Source organism: Butyrivibrio sp. MC2013 (assembly GCF_000424585.1).
Classification (GTDB): domain Bacteria; phylum Bacillota; class Clostridia; order Lachnospirales; family Lachnospiraceae; genus Butyrivibrio.
The window spans coordinates 85,014-103,248 of the sequence record NZ_KE384212.1 but is presented as its reverse complement, the minus strand read 5'-3'; the positions used below and the strand labels follow the sequence as shown (position 1 = coordinate 103,248).

Sequence of the window (18,235 nt, the reverse complement as noted above, 5' to 3'; positions counted from 1 at the left end):
GAAGTGATACTCAAACCCTACTTACTCAAAAAGAAAAAGTAAAAGGAACTCTAAATGCATAAGGCACAAATCGGACATGACAAGTCAATAACCCCCACAACCAAGTGGAATTCACTCTTACACCCGCAAAATGTACGTTTGAGTTTCGCTTATTAGTCATGTCCAGAAATATGCCATCAGAGGATTTAAAACCCTCTGACAGGCAATTATTGTAACAGTAAATTCAACTTTTGGGAACTATGCCAAAGAAAAAACGCCTTTCTGAAAGAGTAACTTCCACTTTTCAGAATGACGTTTTTGAAGTGGAATTTAACTTTTCACTTCAGCTTTGATTCTTTTTGCCGAAATAAATATGTATGTATTATTAGATGAGCCTTCAGAAACACGCATTTACTGCGTGTTTCGTGAGAATATGTTGCTGGCAAATAGGCCCAGCGGCCCTAGCCGCTCTCAAATGGCCTATTTGCATACATTCTTGGATGTTTTATCCAAGAATGTATATCCATGTCTTTAGGAGGACTGATATGAAAACAGCCAGATTAATCACAATCCGCATATCCTTTGTCATTGTCCTGCTGATAGCAGTTCTCCTATTTATTGTCAGTTTTATAAAAGCAGATAATTACAACAAAACGGAACATAAAGGGACTTATTCCTCTCAGTCTCTCTTCACTGATATTATTGCAGGATCCGTACCCGTAGCCGTCAGAGCAGCTGCCAGAGGTAGCACCTGGACCAAATGCTTTGATCTCTATGATGAAGGGCTGACAGACCCAAATTATCAGGCCTATACCTATGATTTTAATGTCTGCAACAATACAGCAGATGAAATATCTGACTATAGCTTTAAGCTGGCCTTTAACACAGAGGTCTTTCTCCTCTCTGCCTGGAACGGATCTCTGGAAATACATCAGTTTATTGATGAAAAAGAATATGTTAATACAGTGCCGGATCTGAGAGATTATGATGCAAGTGATTATACTCTGGACACAGTTCAAATCGACGGCGATGTACTGGTACGTATGAACCCCGGTGATTATCTGGTATATTATCCCTCTTCCACGATCAATGCCATGGAAATACCCGTAGAGCCTCATAAGGTTACTGTTCCCGGACTGATCCTATATGTAAAAATAGGCGACAGTATATTTGGCTCCGTTCTTGATCTCACATACCATTTCAAGAGAAATATTATTGGTGAACCTCTCTTTTGGATATCTATCGGAGCGGGCCTGATATGGCTCCTGGCACTTATCAATTATGCTGTAAGCTCCTCTCAGATACACAAATACAACGAGAGGCACATGCGTGATAATGAGATCATCCAGGAGGCCATCGAGACCTTTATAGGCTTTATAGATGCCAAGGATCCCTATACTCATGGCCATTCCGGCCGCGTAGCAGAATATACCAGAATGATTGCTTCCAAAATGGGCTATAAGGGAGAAGAACTGGATAAGATATACTACGTAGCCCTTCTCCATGACTGCGGCAAGATCGGCATACCTGACAATATACTCAGAAAGCCCGGCAAGCTTACACCTGAGGAATATGAAATCATCAAATCTCATACAATTAAAGGCGGCGAGATCCTCAGCAGCTTTAAGAGTCTTAGCGGAGTCGGGGAAGGCGCTCTCTACCATCACGAGCGTTATGACGGCAGGGGCTATCCCAAGGGGCTCTCAGGAGAAGACATCCCCCTTATTGCCAGGATGATCTGCGTGGCAGACTCATTTGATGCCATGAATTCCAACAGAGTCTACAGAAAAAAGCTGACCAGAGATACTATCATAAACGAGATCGTAACCAACAAGGGCAAGCAGTTCGACCCTGTTATCGCAAATATTTTCCTTGGCCTGATAGGCGACGGATCCATCACCATGGATTAGTTTATGTTATAATAGCCTGACAATACTATTTATATCGAGGTTGATCATGGCATTTGACGGATTTACAGTGGCCAGTCTTGTTTCAGAGATAGCCGCATCCTGCGTAGACGGCAGGATCAATAAAATAGCACAGACCGAAAAGGACGAGATCGTCCTTACCATAAAAAGGACTATAGAAAGAGGAGGAGGCCAGATAAGATTATATCTGTCTGCAGATGCTTCTCTCCCCCTGGTATACCTGTCTGAGGAAAACAAGGTCAGCCCCCCTCAGGCTCCCACCTTCTGCATGATGCTGCGCAAGAAGCTCTCAGGAGGCAGGATCATCTCTATTACACAGCCCTCCATGGAGAGGATCATACGCATCGCTGTTGAACATCTGGATGAAATGGGCGATCTTAGGGTCATCACTCTCCTTATAGAGCTCATGGGCAAATACTCCAATATCATTATCATCGATGAAGATAACAAGATCATAGATTCCATCAAGCATATCCCCTCTTCTGTTTCATCAGTGAGAGAAGTGCTGCCCGGCAGGGATTATTTTGTTCCTGACAAGCAGGCCAAGGCCGATCCCGGTGAAACAGACAAAGACCGTTTTATGTCACTTATAGGAGGATCAAATGCTCCTGTATTCAAGGCGCTGTGTGCCTCATTTACAGGCTTTGCTTCCACCATGGCTCACGAGATCTGCTTCAGGGCAGACCAGGATCCTTCAGTTCCCGGCTCTCAGCTTACAAGTGACAATCTTACCAGGCTATACAATGTATTCGAGCTCTTTATGAACAGGGTAAAGGAGTCTGCATTTACTCCAACACTCTATTATGAAAATGGCAAGCCTGCAGAATACGCTGCCTTCCCCCTTCAAAGCTACGAAAACGGCGCAGAAGGCAGCTCCAGATCCTTTGAGAGGATGTCAGATCTCTTGCGTTTCTACTACGCTGAGAAGAGTGCCATCACCAGGATCAGACAAAAGTCCACAGACCTTAGAAAAATAGTCTCTACCAGCCTTGAGAGGAACATCAGAAAATACGACCTGCAGATCAAGCAGCTCGCAGATACCAAAAAGAAGGATAAATACCGCCTATGGGGCGAGCTTCTCAATGCATATGGCTATAGCATCAGCCAGGGAGCAAAGACTGCCACTGTCAATAATTACAACACAGGGGAAGACATCACCATCCCTCTTGACCCCCAGCTTAGCCCCCATGAGAATTCTGTGAAATATTTTGACAGATACAACAAGCTCAAAAGAACTGCTGAAAATCTGGAAGAACTGACTCTGCAGGTAAAAGAAGAGATCGACCATTTGGAATCCATTCAGAACTCCCTGGATATAGCCCTGACAGAGGCTGATCTGCTACCTATCAGAGAAGAGCTGATTGAATGCGGTTATATCCACAAGAGACCTGCCGGCGGCAAAGAGAAAAAAGCCAGAGATAAGAGCAGCCCTCTTCACTATCTTTCCTCCGACGGCTTTGACATCTATGTGGGAAAGAATAATTATCAAAACGATATGCTGACCTTTAAGGTGGCAAATGGCGGCGACTGGTGGTTTCACGCCAAGGGCATGCCGGGCTCCCATGTCATCCTAAGGACGGGTGGAAATGAAGTCCCCGACAGAGCCTTTGAAGAAGCTGCAGCCCTGGCAGGATATTATTCCAAGGCCAGAGATCAGGAAAAGGCCGAGATAGACTACCTAAAGCGCAAGGATGTCAAAAAGCCGGGTGGTGCAAAGCCGGGCTTTGTGGTCTACTATACCAACTATTCCATGGCTGTTAAGCCGGATATCAGCTCATTAAAGCAATTAGATGAATAAATTTGTGACTTAAGCACAAACAAAAGATCGCATCTGCAGGACCATAAGTCCGCTGATGCGATCTTTTGTTATTAATATCTTTTTACAAAGAGACTTTTACTAGATACTGCTTTTATACAGTCAAAATGAGCTTTATTATCAGGGCTGTACAAAACCAACCTTCTTATATACTTTTCTCAAAGTCTTAAATGCAGTCCTGTGAGCTCTCTCTGCGCCGTCCTTGTAAACAGACTCCAGATATTCCTTATCTGCCAGGATACGGTTAGTCTCTTCCCTGATAGGACGAAGGGCTTCGATAACAGCCTCTCCTACACAGGGCTTGAATACTCCGTAGCCCTTGCCCTCAAATTCCTTTTCGATCTCTTCAAAGGTCTTACCGGTCACTGCAGAATAGATATTCATCAGGTTAGCTACGCCGGGCTTATTCTCCTTGTCATAGCGAACACAATTCTCTGTATCCGAGTCTGTGACAGCTCTCTTGAATTTCCTGGCGATGACATCAGGATCATCCATCAGGAATACGCAGCCATCAGGAACAGACTTACTCATCTTGTCTGTAGGTGTGGTCAGACCATAGATACGGGCGCCGGCCTTGGGAATATAAGGTTCCGGGATCTTGAACACATCGCCGTAGATACCATTGAATCTCTCTGCAATATTTCTGGTGATCTCTACATGCTGCTTCTGATCCTCTCCTACAGGCACATAATCAGGCTGATAGAGAAGGATATCCGCTGCCATCAATGAGGGATATGCAAACAGACCGCAGTTGATATTGTCCTTGTGCTTGGAGGACTTATCCTTAAACTGTGTCATCCTGGAGAGCTCTCCAAACATGGTATAGCATTCAAGCACCCATGCCAGCTGTGTATGCTCAGGAACATGAGACTGGATAAAAAGGGTATTCTTCTCAGGGTCCAGACCGCATGCAATATACTGAGCCAGCTGCTCTATAGTCCTTCTCCTGAGCTGACTAGGCTCCTGTCTTACAGTGATAGTGTGAAGATCTGCCATAAAGTAGTAGCAGTCAAATTCTTCACTCCTGACTCCCCAGTTTTTGATAGCTCCAAGGTAATTACCCAGATGAAGATCTCCACTGGGCTGTATGCCCGAGAGCATTACTTTCTTTTTGATCGTATTCTCTTCCATACCTTACTCCTTAATTATTACCTCCCCAAAGCGAGGCTCTATTGTCATAGTATATCATCCGTTTGCTACATATGTCACATCAATATTTTATTTAGGTATTGTTTTTAATCTTAATAAGCCCTGCCAGCTTCCTGCCTCCGGGAAGACTCCTAAGATCATCTCCTGTAAGGACGCGAGTCTTTATGAGAAAAGCTCCGTATACTACAGCGCCTGCCATAATAGCAACGGCAGTAGCAAGGAGATTTACAAGATAACCTGTCCCACGATAGCCTCCAAAAGGAAGGGTGATGAGGTAATACAGACCAAAGCTGGCCCCTCCCATTATGACAGAAGCTATAAACGGCATGATATATACCTGTATGGCATTTATCTTAAGCCCCAGCCTCTTCCTGCAGGCTATGTCATTAAGCAGGAACATGATAAAAGCATAGAATACTCTGGTCACCACCAATACCATATTATCCAGAGGCGATACATATAAAAGGATCAGGAGCAGCACAGTCTGAAGTACAAGCGCGATCAATGCATTCTTTACAGGTACTGAAGCTCTACCTGTTCCCTGGAGTACAGAATTGGTGATGGTAGACTGGGAGTAGAATATAACAGTCACAGCCAGCACTGCCAGAAGAAGTGAGGCCTGATCCAGAGAGGCCCTCTGAGGAAACAGTATCATGGTAATAGGACGTGCCAAAGCGCACAAGCCCACAGCTGCCGGGATGGCGATCATCATAGATATCCTTATGACCTTGGTAGCTATGGTATTGGCCTCTTCGAGCCTTCCCTGTATGAACTTTTCGGATATACCCGGGATCATGGCAGCAGCCATTGCAGAAGCCATTGCTATAGGAATATTGGTAATGGTCAGGGCCTTACCTGAATATACTCCGTATAATGAAGCCGTGGCACTCTCTGTAAGTCCTCTTGTCTTTTGCATCACATGGTAAAAGAGCTTCTGGTTGATATTGGGAGTGATGTTATAGAGAAAAGCACTAAGGAGGAAGGGTGTCACCACAGTTATGATCATGACAAAGCAGTCTTTGTAGCTGTCAGTGGGATGAGCATCCTTGCCAAGGTTTCTTCTGATATATTTCCTGTTATATAGATATACCAGTGACATAAAGATCAGAGCCAGCAGTACTCCTGCGCCGGTTCCCAGAGCAGAGCCTGCAGCACCATATACAGCCTTATTGGCAGAGGTCCTGACAGCATATCCTGTCATGAAATATGCAGCCATGATACTCACCACAGCATTGATGATCTGCTCGGCTATCTGAGATACAGACGTGGGGACCATGGTCTTATGAGCCTGGAAATAGCCCCTTAGTACTCCCAGGGGTCCATATAGAAATACAGTAGGCGCAAATACCCTGAGAACATATGCACCGCCCTCGCCTACCATAGGCCTGGCAGCCAGCGTCAGTATCAATGATCCTATGGCTCCTACTATAAGTACATAAATCATTGCTGCCCGAAAGAGCTTTTGAGCATTACGGTATTCACCCAATACAAACTTCTGAGCCAGCACCCTTGATACCGCTGAAGGTATACTGTATGAAGATATCATCAGTATGATGATATACCAGTTATATGCAGAATTATAATATCCATTACCCTCATCTCCAATGATAGAGGTAAGAGGACTCTTATACAAAAGGCCGATGATCCTGACGATGATCCCTGCCCCCGCCAGTATCCCGGCCTGCTTGATAATACCTTTACTAGTTGATTCAAAAGACATCTTTACTCCAAACAAAACTATCCGGCGACCAGAGGCCTCCCTCAAATGGTCGCCGGTAGTTAAACTCACAAACGCTTCGCTTTTTGCTCGTTATAAAATCACTGCTGACGCAGTTCTACGGGTACGGGGCTTATGGCCTTAACCAGTCGTACATCTCCTGATACTTGGACGCAGAAACCTTCCAGCTGAAATCCACAGCCATGGCTCTGTCGATCATCTTGTTCCACTCTCTCCTGTTATCATAATACAGAGCCTCAGCATCCCTTACGGTACGCATCATCTCATGAGCATTGTAATTGAGGAAAGAGAAGCCCGTTCCTGTACTCTCAAACTTGTTATAAGGCTCTACTGTATCCTTAAGTCCGCCTGTCTCACGTACAATAGGCAGAGTACCATAGCGCAAGCTCATAAGCTGGGACAATCCACAGGGCTCAAAAAGTGAAGGCATCAGGAATGCATCGGAAGCCGCATATATCTTATGAGACATAGCCTCTGAATAATAAATATTGGCGGATACCTTGTCGGAATACTTCCAGGCAAAATGTCTGAACATATTCTCGTACTGCTCTGTTCCGGTGCCCAGTACTACAAACTGTACCGCATCCTGACACAGCTCATCCATTACGCAGCTGATAAGGTCAAAGCCCTTCTGGTCTGTAAGCCTGGACACGATACCTATCATCATGGTCCTGTCATCCTGGCTCAGTCCAAGCTCCTTCTGGAGAGCTCTCTTGTTCTTGACCTTCTCCTTGCGGAAATTGATGGCATTGTAAGGATACTCAATATACTTATCTGTCTCGGGATTGAAATCATCATAGTCAATTCCATTTACAATACCCCTAAGGTCAGCTTCCCTGGACTTGAGAAGACCATTTAAGCCCTCTCCGTAAAATTCTGTCTTGATCTCTTCCGCATAGGTCTGGGACACTGTTGTGATGGCATCGGCATATACTATGCCGCCCTTTAAAAGGTCCGCATCTCCGAACATCTCCAGCTTATCCGGTGTAAAATACATATCCGGCAGTCCTGTGATATCCTTGACCAGTCTCTTGTCCCATCTGCCCTGGAATTTGAGATTGTGTATAGTCATGATGGCTTTGATCCCTCTGTAGAAGTCATTGCCCTGGAAGCGCTCCTTGAGATATACGGGGACCAGTCCGGTCTGCCAGTCATGGCAGTGGATGATGTCGGGATGAAATTCTATTACAGGCAGTATTGACAATGAAGCTTTGGAAAAGAATGCAAACTTTTCAATCTCAAATTTCACATCATCGCAATAAGGCTTGGGTCCGTTAAAGTAGTATTCGTTGTCAATAAAGTAATACTTGATCCCATCGACCTCAGCCTTGAATATACCTACGTACTCCCTCTTCCAATGGAAATCCATATAGAAGCTGGTCATATATTCCATCTTATCTTTCATCTTCTGGGAAATACAGGTATATTTGGGAATGATGATTCTCACATCAAAATATCTTCGATCAATATCTCTGGGAAGTGAACCGACAACGTCAGCCAGCCCACCTGTCTTAATGAAAGGAACTCCTTCGGATGCTACAAATAATATGTTTTTCATTATCAGCTCCCTTTCTTCTTATAGACTTTATCTTATATTAGTATACCACAAAAGCGGGGATCATAAATCAATTATCTCCCAAATGACCAAATGGCCCGTATCTTGGACCATTATATACGACGATAGCTTATAATATCGTTTTAAATATAATCGGAATATCGTATATTTTCACGTTTAATTCATGCTTTGTTCACAAAGCGTTCATTTTTCTCGGATATCATAAAATTATCGGAAGTGGAAACACTTTCGACTCCCCCAATAAAACTTTTTTCATACCGGGTCGTCCGGTTCCCCGCCGGGCGGCCCCTCCTCCCAAAAACAGGCCGAGAGGCTTTTTTTTATGCCCGAAAATACATTTATAAGGGAGTTATCCACAAGCAGGATAGCTCCCTTAATAATATCCGTAATTTCGTCATCCTTATGATATCACATATATCAGAACATCTGTCTCATTATAGTCCTTACGAACTCACGATTATTTCTGGTATGTGAGAATAGATTGATGACCTGATCCACCGCATTATCTGCCTTAAGGCCAATGAAGCCCTTTCGCATACGATTAACAGCTTCCATCTCATCAGGACTAAGCAGCAGATCCTCTCTTCTGGTGGATGACTTGGGAATGTCGATAGCAGGGAATACTCTTCTCTCCTGAAGCTTACGATTCAGGATCATCTCCATGTTACCTGTTCCCTTGAATTCCTCGTATACTACATCATCCATCTTGGAGCCGGTCTCTATAAGTGCTGTTGCCAGAATGGTAAGGCTGCCGCCCTCTCTCATATTACGAGCTGCACCAAAGAATCTCTTGGGCATATGGAGAGCTGCAGGATCAAGACCACCTGAAAGTGTACGACCTGACGGAGGTACTACCTGGTTATAGGCTCTTGTAAGACGTGTAATAGAATCTATGAGGATCATAACATCCTGCTTGTGCTCTACAAGACGCCTTGCTCTTTCTATGGTCATCTCAGCCACCCTTGTATGGTGCTCGGGAAGCTCATCAAATGTGGAATAGATGACTTCAGCATTTTCGCCTGTTATAGACTCCCTGATATCCGTTACTTCCTCTGGTCGCTCGTCTATGAGCAGGATAATGAGGTGGATATTAGGGTAATTCTTTTGAATAGACTTGGCTACATCCTTGAGAAGTGTAGTCTTACCGGCCTTGGGAGGAGATACTATCATACCTCTCTGACCCTTACCAATGGGACAGATCATATCCATGATCCTCATGGCTACAGGTCCGCCTTCTCTCTCCAGTATCAGCTTCTCATCAGGGAAGATGGGAGTCATCTTCTGGAAGCTGGTCCTTCTGGCTGCGATCTCAGGACTGTATCCATTAACGGAATCTACCTTGATCAGTGCCCCAAACTTATCTTTATCTGTTTTCTCCCTGGATGAACCTACCAGGATATCACCGGTCCTAAGGCCCAGCTTCCTGATCATGGCAGGAGCCACATATACATCATTTTCACCGGGAAGATAATTCTCACATCTGATAAAACCAAAGCCATCAGGCATTACTTCCAGGATACCGGATGCCTTGATTCCCTTCTCTTCCTGGGTTTCTCTTGCTGTATTATCAGAAGCTTCACTCCTGTTTTCTGCAAAATCATTCCTTTGCTGCTCGGCTGGTTTTGAGGTCTTAACCGGCTGCTGCATGGGAGCTTTGGAAGGAGTCTGAGGATGAGCCTGTCCATTTCTGGAAGGAGCACCCATACCCCCTATTATCACATGCTTTCTTGTGATCTTGCCCTTATCTCCCTGAGGGGCACGATCAGCTGCGGGAGCTTCCTTCTTATCCTGTGCTGCTTCCTTTACTGCCTCTTTTGCTGTTTCATCTGCAGCTGCAGGGGTCTTGGAAGATCTTCCTTTACTGCTGCGTGCTTTGTCTTCTTTTGCAGTAGTCTCCCTGCGGGCAGACTTCCTGCTTTCAGCCTTCTCTTCCTTGGCTGCAGGCGCAGCCTTTGTATCAGCCGCTGCTTCAGCCTGTGGCTGCTTCTCATCCAGAGCTACCATCTGATCGATGATCTCTGACTTCTTAAGAGTTGTAACAGATTTGATACCGCGTATCTTTGCCAGGGCCCTAAGGTCAGCCAGCTTCAGCGTTTCGTATCTTTCTCTCATATGTCTCCTTTAGTAACTAATTATGGGATATGTGTTATACACACGATTGGTGTCGAAATACTTCAGAAATTTGATATCTGAACTTCACATAGATGATATCGGACACTACGGTATCTATTTTAATATCTTCACGGAATTAATCAAGCACTAAATATCATAAGTATTTTATTGGTATTCCAACCGTCTCCAGCTTGCTCGCTCGTTTTGATGATCAGTAGTCTACGTTCATAAGACAAAGGCCCTGTGGCGGAGCGGTGGGGCCAGCCTGCTTCCTGTCGCCGCTTTGCATTACCTCGTTAATCCTTTCAGGGCTCATCCTGCCATAGCCGGCTTCTAATATGGTACCTGTCAATATCCTGACCATATTCTGGAGGAAACCGTTGCCATGAAAATAGAGACGGATATAAGGACCATCTTCTTCTATCCTGATCTTGTCCACATTTCTCTCAGTGGATTTCTTCATCCTGGGATTGGCGCAGAAAGCCTTAAAATCATGATGACCGGTAAGGACCAGGGAGGCCTTTCTCATAAGCTCTATATCCGGCCTTTCATCCAATACATAGAGATATTTTCTGTCAAATACAGGCTTGCTGCTGCCTGCATAAAGACTGTATCTGTAGGTCTTGCCCCTGGCATTATATCTGGCATGGAATCTCTCGGAAGCAAGTATCAGCTCTTCTACCGCTATATCATCGGGCAAATATCTGTTAAGATAGGACATTATCTCCTCGGGGCTTTTCCTGGTGGGCAGATGGATATTGGCAACCTGGCCCAGGGCATGTACTCCTGCATCGGTCCTACCGGAAGCTATGAGATTGATTGGATAATCGGCTTCTACCCCCTCTTCCTCCAGCATTCTCTTAAGGACTGTCTCTATCTTGCCCTGAATAGTCATCTCTACGCCGGGCTGCCTGGCCCAGCCCTGAAAGCGGCTTCCGTCATACTTGATGAGAAGCTTGTAATTATTGTTTACAGATCCTGATAATTCCTGCATAAATTCTTTTAAAACCTTTCATTACTTTTAGTATATCTGCCCGGCAGCTGTGATATCTTGCAGCAAGGCATCTGTTAAGGCTCATCCCGGATAAGTGACAGACCACAGGAATAGGGATCGCCGTTTACAGCATCATAAAGCCATCTCTCCATGGACACACCATCAGGCCCCGGATTATGAAAATTCAGTGTACGCACCAGTGTATGAGTGGTGCCCCCTCTCATACCGCCCTTTATCAGCATCATATTTTTAAAGTCGCTGATAAAGAAATGAAAGCCCGCGTCCAGCTCCTTAAGCTCCCCTATCATCTCTTTCATCTGATCAAAATACTCCTCCTGGACCTCGCTGTAAGAACCATAGATCCTGTATTCCATATCATTGAGATATGCAGCCAGAAGGTAGTCTCTAACCGAACTGGCATATAGGCATCTAAAGCGCCCCGGAGATGACTTTACAAGTCTTTTATACCAGTCCAGAGTAATATTATCACTCTCAATAGCCTGCCATAGATGATCCGGACACCTCCATATATCCCTGGCAGTCTCCTTCCATTTGTCATAAAGAAGGAGCGAGCTGTCAGACAAAAGAGTAATATCCCTGACCAGAGGGTAATGATCATCCGCTATCTCTTCTGCAAGCGCAGGCACAGCAAAGCCCCCCGCACTGTCTCCTGCTATCAGGAGCCTCTCAGGATCGGGAAAGAGCCCTTTGGCAGCCTCCATAGCCGCCTTATAATTATCATATCCATGGAAATGTAGGATATTCTCCTTACCCTCTTCATCCTTATAGGGAAATTCATTTCGCCCTACATGGAGATCCCCGGTTGCATAGCTGATCACAAGCTGATTCCAGTCTTTAAACAGATTTCTGGGATTGATATCCTCTGTGATGCCCACTTTGATATTCATGATCTGGGTAAAGGGCCTTAGATTATTCCAATAGAAATTGGGCTCACCGGCAGTGATCCTGCCGCCTGTGGAAGGCCTGGCTGCCGTATATTCATTCCAGGCAACTCCTCCTCCCGAGAAAAAAATGATAAGGTCTTTGGACTGGGCTTTTTTGACATAGATATGATAAGCACTCCCATCTCCGCTCATGCCATCAGCAAGAGGGACCCTGTACCAACTGCCCATCTCCGCTTCCATGCCCTCTTCAAGGACCGGAGCTTGAAGAGAAGTATTCCTTATAGCTTCTCCCAGCCTATTCTCCAGCCTCTCTCCCATCTTATATGCAAAAAGGGGTCCTTTGGACCCGTTACTTGTATCTGTCATAGATTCTCCAAATCATATAGTCTTGCCGATTCTGAATATAAATGACATGAAAATTAAAGCAAAAACTATACATTCCACATTTTGACTGAAGCATTCTTAAGATCTCTGAATCTGAATATGAGAACTGCGACCAGAAGTATGAGATAGATCGCAATAGATATCACTGCAGGAAGTTCCATAGGGTTCATGTTCTTGAGCATAGGTATCCACTGAAGCTGACAGGCAATAAAATCCATCAGCAGATAATATACCATATCTTCAAAATGGGAGCCTGTCACCAGGCCGTAAACAGTTGTAAAGATGAGCAAAAAGAGGAATATCAGAGGCAGCGGCACGGCAAAGGACCAGCCAAAAAAGCCTGTATATCTGTCTACTCCTATCAGCACTACCATAATGGCATAGGCTTCGAAGGTCACCATCTTGAGCACATTACCACGCAGGGTAAATGCAAGGGCTGTATCCAGCCATACAAGGAATGCTGCAAATATCACTATACCGGTCCAGTCTGCGCTCACTCCAAGATCATGTATGGCAAAATATCTGATGATAAACATGATGATAGCCAGTGCTGCACAGGCAAAGGTCACCAGCTTCACTATGGAAAACTCCGATACCCTGCCTGCAAGGACGGGATAAACAGGAAGCTCAGGATCTCCTCCCAGCTTGCCCTGACAAAGGGGACAGGCCGTCTTATATCCTCTTACATGTATCTTGCACTTGGGACAATACTGCATCTTATATCTCCTTATTAAGCCTTTCTTCTTCAAAGGCCAGTATCACTTCGGGATCGGCATTGTGGTCAGAACTGGTCACTTCCACATCTATCCCCATAGCCACGCATCGCCTGAAGAAATGCATCATGACATCATGAGTCACAAAGGGTGATACTTCGCCAAATACCATCTTATCCTGATAGCTGCAAAGGCATATCTGCTGTGACTGAGCAGGCATAAAGCAGGAGAACCTGTCAATGTAGCTGCTGCACTCCTTTGGCAGATCTATATTGCCCAGATTGGACATGGTGGATGTAACTCCCCTTTTGGCAGCCGCATTAAAGCCCACTATACCTATATCCTTGATAAAAAGGGGCAATATCTTAAGAGCAGGATTGCGCTCCAGAGCAGAATAGGAATTCATGGTTGCAGCGATATTTTCCTGAGAGAGCTGCTCCTTAAAGGACTCAGATACCACCTTTATGATATTCTCAAGCTCTGTCCCTTCCTTTTCAACTTCATAGACTATAGTGATTGTGCCATAGAAATTGCGGGTAGTCTCGGAATGAAAGTACTGCCTCAGATTGACAGGTACACTGACTACTATAGGCCTCTTTCTGTCATGGACATTCATCACATCTATAACAGAAGCGATGTAGAGACTGGTGGCCAGTACGCCTACAGAAGTCTTATGGTCATGAGCTGCCTTAAGAAATGCTGACGCAGACATACAGCCTTCCACCAGATGGGGCAACTTGTCCAGATCTCTTTCACCTCTAAGCTTAAAGGCCTTTCTGGAGGAGAGATTACGAAGATGCCCCAGTCCTCTTCCTCTTTGGTAGAAATCCCTGAAAGCATCAGTGTTTTTCTCAGTCGCAGATGATTTATCAAGTCCTTCAGAAGATATATCAATATCATACTTTTTGCACAAATAATTTAATATCAGCTTTTTGAAGAATATAAAGCCACCTGTACCGTCTGCCAGCACATGAAACATCTCAAGGCTGATACGCTTTCTGTGATATATGATCCTGTAGAGGAGATTTTTTCTGCCGGCAAAATAAAGTCTGGAACAAGGAGGAAGATTCTCGGGACTGACCGTAGCCTTCAGATTATCTCTGTGTTCAAGATAATACCAGAATACGCCCTTCCTAAGGACACTGTTGAAGTATGAAAACTCCTCTATGGTCTCATCCAGCGCCTCTTGCAGGATCACAGGGTCTGCATCCTCTTTAAGCTCGCAGCTTATTCGAAAAACCCTGGTATTAGCCCCTCTGACTGTAGAGGGGATGATCTTGGCAGCATTATCCAGTTGGTACCATTTACTTGATCTCTTAGCCATCTATGATCGCAAAACCATCCATTTGTTATTTTTAATTAATTCACAGGATAAGATAGAAGCAGCTACACGTTACCGTTTCTGATCTCGGTATTTATATCGGACGCATCCTCTTCCAGATACAATCCTTTTTCCAGTCTGAACTTAAAGAACTGACAATTACCTACGCTGATCTTCCACATAAGATTGGGATCTGTATCCCTAAGGACAGTGAGAAGCGCTCTCATACAAGCCCCGTGGGTAGATACCAGGACCTTATCTGCCTTATTTTCCAGCTCTTTTATATCCTCCAGAAAAGACCTGACTCTGCCATAAAGGTTGTCATAGGTCTCCTCTCCGCACTGGGGAACGTAGGTCAGGGGCTCATTAAAGAGCAGCGCGTTATTATCCTTTACAGCATAGTAGTCTGTTCCTTCCAGACTTCCAAAGGACATTTCTCTGATACGCTCATCTATCATGATCTCTTTGTCTGACTTACCACTAAGTACCAGAGCTGTCTCCACCGCTCTTCCAAGAGGCGAAGATATTACTTTGTCAAATACTATGCCGGCCTTTAAGAGTCTCTCTGACGCAGCCTTTGCCTGAGCTCTTCCCTCATCATTGAGCGCTATGTCAGTGCCTCCCTGAAAGAGCTTTTCCTTATTCCAGCTGGTCTCGCCGTGTCTTACCAAATACAGATACATTTACAAATACAGCCTTTCATTTATAGTCGATCCTAGAGTTCCTCTGTGATCACATCACCGGAGGCTCTTGAGAGTACCTCCGCTGCTTCTTCTATGGTTATAAACTTTTTGTCCCTGATCAGCCTCAGCTGCCTTCCTCTAAAGCGCAGCTCTATGCCATATCTGGACAGTATATCTCCCTCAGAGCCAAGAATCTGCCTCTCTATAGTTTCGGGATTTTGCAGGTCGCTGTCAATATATATTCTCAGAAGTGCAGCAATAGTCCTGCCAAGAGCCATGCTTCCATCGCTCTTTGTAGCCCTTATGGTATTATCAGCCTCCATGCTCCAGGAGGGCACAAAATGCCCTATCCCATATTCACAGTCTATCTCTGTAAGACCGCTGTCATTCTCCAGATGGACCCATACGATATTATTCTTGATGAAGATCTCGCTCACCCGTCTGGTCCTCTCCTTGCTCATGACTGTAATATCATCGCACTCAGTCATTGCTATATCACAGATCAGTTCCCTCTTGGAGCTGCGGCCTTCGCCTTCTTTGGCCCTATCATCTTCTGCCTTATCATCTTCTTCCTTTGGCATTATATCATCATGCTTTTTATCTTCTTTTTCAGGTCTGCCATCTTCTCGAGGACCATCTATATATCCCCCTCTCTCCTTTAGAGGTATGAGGCGGGGCTTTTCGGCTATAGACTTCTTTTCCCCATAGCCAGCCCTCTCATCCCAGTCCAGGATAAAGCGCTCTCCCGGTCCTTCAAAGGGTCCACAGCTGGTAGAAGGTTTTCTGCGCACGCCCCTGATATCCGTATCCAGGACCAGGAAGGAGCCGTCAGCATCCTCAAATCTCTGCTCAGATTCAAAGGCGCAGCCCAGGATATCTGAATTGATGATCCTGTCCTTGCCTGCAGGCATAAAGGCGAAAAGGTCTGTGGAGAATTCCACCATTCCGTTATTGTCTTCCAATTTCCAGCTTATACGGCTGTCAGGATCGCAGTAGCAGTCTTTATCATGGCTTGAAGGCCTGGCGCCGCCAAAGTAGCAGTTGCCTTCATAGGATACCGGCAGATGATCATAAAACGTATCTCTGCCCATTGACATGGTCCTTAGCTTTTCCTTGTACTCATCAGGCTCAGGATAATCCTCATAAGGACCGGTGCCACAGGAGAAATTAAGAAGATCTCCGTCCGAGAGTTTGTTCCTTTCGGCATATCTCATCAGTTCCTCGGATATGGGCTTTTGCACAAATACATTATTGAATATCCTGGCATCACCGTGGAGGATAGTCATAAAGCCCGTAATAGCAGTAGAATGCGGCTCGTGATAAGGCGTATACCTGTCAGTGGCAAAAAGTCTGCCGCCATTATCAGTTCCCCTGCCCACAAAGGTCATGGAGCCGGCGATAAAATTGTGCACCAAAGCTATTCCCTGGGTGGATAACCTAAGGGAAAAATCTGATAAGAGGAGATTATTATCTATAAGCGTAGGACCATGGGATACTTCTACAAATATATCTTCTCCCACAGCCAGTCCATCAGAAAAAGTACAGCCCTTTGGGGGAGTATTGTCATAGAAGAGATTGGAGCTGACCCTGGTACCCTGAGCCTGCCAGTCCAGCCACAGGCCTCTGGTGCAATGATGGATCCTGTTGTGCCTTATCTGCACATCTATGGCAGCATGGAGCTTAATGCCTCCTATCTCTGCGCCTTCAAGATTGTGCTTGCAATTAATATGATGTATATGATTATCTTCTATCTGAGAGAAAACAGCTCCAAGATTCCCCACTATTCCTGCCTGTCCGCAATCATGGATCTCACATCTCCTGACAATATGGGAGCCGATATTCTTCTTGTCCCAGCCATCTATAAGAGCTCTGCAGGAGGCATCTCTCTGAGTCTGGGTGCCGTCCTTTAGTCCCTCATTTGTCCACTTGTTGTCATTACCTTCCTGGTAATACTTGCCCAGGGATATACCTGCGCACTTGGCTTCCGATATATCACAATCCTCTATTATCCAGCCCTTAGACCAATGAGGGCCTATCATACCCTCCTGGAGAGCTGTGGGAGGAGCCCACTGACATGCTGCCTGCCTTACTGTAAAGCCCTGGAGACTGATATATCCACAGCCTTCACGGCTGGGATAAAAGCAGTGAGGTCTTACAGATATCTCTATAGTCTCTTTTCTGGGATCAGCCCTTCTGAAATTGGCATAAAAAATCATGTCCCTATGATCCGGAGATTCCTCGCAGTACCATACAAAGACAGTATCCTCCGGTACCCAGGAATCCCTGTTTACCTTGGGACTTCTGACCTCTTCTATGCTATGGACTTCGTACATGGATTTGCCATTAAGATACAGATCCCCCAGATGATTGACCTTAGAACTGTTATACCAGTCACCCTTCACATACTCTGTATATGGATTCCTCTCCCCAAATATGCTGCAGGGAACACTGGCTCTCCAGATACCGCCCTCTATGCGTTCCCAGTGGTCCACTATCTCTGCACCTGTTATGACTGCGCCGTGCTTGATCTGTGACCTGTAGGTGATGCGATGCTTTCTGCTGCCGCCTCTTGGGGGATCCACCCACTCCCTGTATACACCGGGAGCAACTATCACTTCATCCCCCGGCCTTGCCACTTTCGCAGCATCCGATATCCTGCTAAAGGGATGTACAAGAGAACCGTCACCTGTTGTAAGTCTGTCTGCAGCAACATAATATCTCATAGCATACCTCCAAACACATGAGCAGCCTGCACTATCAACACTTTGTCATCAAAATGTATTTGAAATACAGGTGCCAAAAATGATAACATATCATAATGCAAATACTCGAAAGGATGGATATTTATGGGCAGGATCAAATGGTACTATGCACTGGTAATACTTGCAGCACTGGGACTGGCCGCAGTCATATTATATTTCTTTGGCCAGCTCTTCT

Annotated in this window: 12 protein-coding genes; 2 read left to right on the top strand and 10 right to left on the bottom strand. The window is 45.3% G+C overall.

Annotated elements, in window-relative coordinates; all coding sequences use genetic code 11:
- Positions 1 to 524 precede the first annotated feature (524 nt).
- Positions 525 to 1,889 carry an HD-GYP domain-containing protein gene (locus G636_RS19825; RefSeq protein WP_051227105.1) on the top strand — a complete coding sequence of 455 codons (1,365 nt, stop codon included), beginning with the start codon at positions 525 to 527 and terminating at the stop codon, positions 1,887 to 1,889.
- Positions 1,890 to 1,935: 46 nt separating this feature from the next.
- Complete coding sequence (locus tag G636_RS0116560) at positions 1,936 to 3,705, top strand: Rqc2 family fibronectin-binding protein (protein WP_026508972.1); 1,770 nt, start codon at positions 1,936 to 1,938, stop codon at positions 3,703 to 3,705.
- Between the two features lie 138 nt (positions 3,706 to 3,843).
- Here G636_RS0116560 and trpS read toward each other — a convergent pair whose 3' ends face one another.
- The 10 genes from trpS to G636_RS19085 all read right to left on the bottom strand — a co-directional run bounded on the left by trpS (position 3,844) and on the right by G636_RS19085 (position 18,021).
- Positions 3,844 to 4,854 (bottom strand): tryptophan--tRNA ligase, encoded by a 1,011-nt coding sequence (trpS, locus tag G636_RS0116555; protein WP_026508971.1) that lies wholly within the window; start codon positions 4,852 to 4,854, stop codon positions 3,844 to 3,846.
- A gap of 91 nt (positions 4,855 to 4,945) precedes the next feature.
- Positions 4,946 to 6,592 (bottom strand): putative polysaccharide biosynthesis protein, encoded by a 1,647-nt coding sequence (locus tag G636_RS0116550; protein WP_026508970.1) that lies wholly within the window; start codon positions 6,590 to 6,592, stop codon positions 4,946 to 4,948.
- Positions 6,593 to 6,722: 130 nt separating this feature from the next.
- Entirely contained in the window at positions 6,723 to 8,168 is a 1,446-nt protein-coding gene (gene glgA / locus G636_RS0116545) for a glycogen synthase GlgA (RefSeq protein WP_026508969.1), read from the bottom strand.
- Positions 8,169 to 8,603: 435 nt separating this feature from the next.
- Positions 8,604 to 10,298, bottom strand: coding sequence for a transcription termination factor Rho (rho, locus tag G636_RS0116540; protein WP_026508968.1), 1,695 nt, complete (start codon positions 10,296 to 10,298; stop codon positions 8,604 to 8,606).
- Between the two features lie 211 nt (positions 10,299 to 10,509).
- Positions 10,510 to 11,292 (bottom strand): tRNA pseudouridine(38-40) synthase TruA, encoded by a 783-nt coding sequence (gene truA, locus G636_RS0116535; RefSeq protein WP_026508967.1) that lies wholly within the window; start codon positions 11,290 to 11,292, stop codon positions 10,510 to 10,512.
- A 74-nt stretch (positions 11,293 to 11,366) separates the two neighbouring features.
- Positions 11,367 to 12,563 carry a pectin acetylesterase-family hydrolase gene (locus tag G636_RS0116530; protein WP_026508966.1) on the bottom strand — a complete coding sequence of 399 codons (1,197 nt, stop codon included), beginning with the start codon at positions 12,561 to 12,563 and terminating at the stop codon, positions 11,367 to 11,369.
- 65 nt (positions 12,564 to 12,628) lie between these two features.
- Positions 12,629 to 13,297 (bottom strand): DUF6320 domain-containing protein, encoded by a 669-nt coding sequence (locus G636_RS0116525; RefSeq protein WP_026508965.1) that lies wholly within the window; start codon positions 13,295 to 13,297, stop codon positions 12,629 to 12,631.
- Between the two features lies 1 nt (position 13,298).
- Positions 13,299 to 14,618, bottom strand: a complete 1,320-nt coding sequence (locus G636_RS19095) for a hypothetical protein (RefSeq protein WP_051227104.1) — start codon at positions 14,616 to 14,618, stop codon at positions 13,299 to 13,301.
- Positions 14,619 to 14,680: 62 nt separating this feature from the next.
- Positions 14,681 to 15,298 carry a histidine phosphatase family protein gene (locus G636_RS19090; RefSeq protein WP_051227103.1) on the bottom strand — a complete coding sequence of 206 codons (618 nt, stop codon included), beginning with the start codon at positions 15,296 to 15,298 and terminating at the stop codon, positions 14,681 to 14,683.
- Between the two features lie 32 nt (positions 15,299 to 15,330).
- Complete coding sequence (locus G636_RS19085; RefSeq protein ID WP_081668549.1) at positions 15,331 to 18,021, bottom strand: right-handed parallel beta-helix repeat-containing protein; 2,691 nt, start codon at positions 18,019 to 18,021, stop codon at positions 15,331 to 15,333.
- Positions 18,022 to 18,235 lie beyond the last annotated feature (214 nt).

Excerpts from the sequence above, each read along its gene's own strand:
- G636_RS0116525 (WP_026508965.1), bottom strand. The coding sequence starts at position 13,297 with ATGCAGTATTGTCCCAAGTGCAAGATACATGTAAGAGGATATAAGACG.
- G636_RS0116560 (WP_026508972.1), top strand. The coding sequence starts at position 1,936 with ATGGCATTTGACGGATTTACAGTGGCCAGTCTTGTTTCAGAGATAGCC.
- glgA (WP_026508969.1), bottom strand. The coding sequence starts at position 8,168 with ATGAAAAACATATTATTTGTAGCATCCGAAGGAGTTCCTTTCATTAAG.
- trpS (WP_026508971.1), bottom strand. The coding sequence starts at position 4,854 with ATGGAAGAGAATACGATCAAAAAGAAAGTAATGCTCTCGGGCATACAG.
- rho (WP_026508968.1), bottom strand. The coding sequence starts at position 10,298 with ATGAGAGAAAGATACGAAACGCTGAAGCTGGCTGACCTTAGGGCCCTG.
- G636_RS19825 (WP_051227105.1), top strand. The coding sequence starts at position 525 with ATGAAAACAGCCAGATTAATCACAATCCGCATATCCTTTGTCATTGTC.
- G636_RS19085 (WP_081668549.1), bottom strand. The coding sequence starts at position 18,021 with ATGAGATATTATGTTGCTGCAGACAGACTTACAACAGGTGACGGTTCT.
- G636_RS19090 (WP_051227103.1), bottom strand. The coding sequence starts at position 15,298 with ATGTATCTGTATTTGGTAAGACACGGCGAGACCAGCTGGAATAAGGAA.
- G636_RS0116550 (WP_026508970.1), bottom strand. The coding sequence starts at position 6,592 with ATGTCTTTTGAATCAACTAGTAAAGGTATTATCAAGCAGGCCGGGATA.
- truA (WP_026508967.1), bottom strand. The coding sequence starts at position 11,292 with ATGCAGGAATTATCAGGATCTGTAAACAATAATTACAAGCTTCTCATC.
- G636_RS19095 (WP_051227104.1), bottom strand. The coding sequence starts at position 14,618 with ATGGCTAAGAGATCAAGTAAATGGTACCAACTGGATAATGCTGCCAAG.
- G636_RS0116530 (WP_026508966.1), bottom strand. The coding sequence starts at position 12,563 with ATGACAGATACAAGTAACGGGTCCAAAGGACCCCTTTTTGCATATAAG.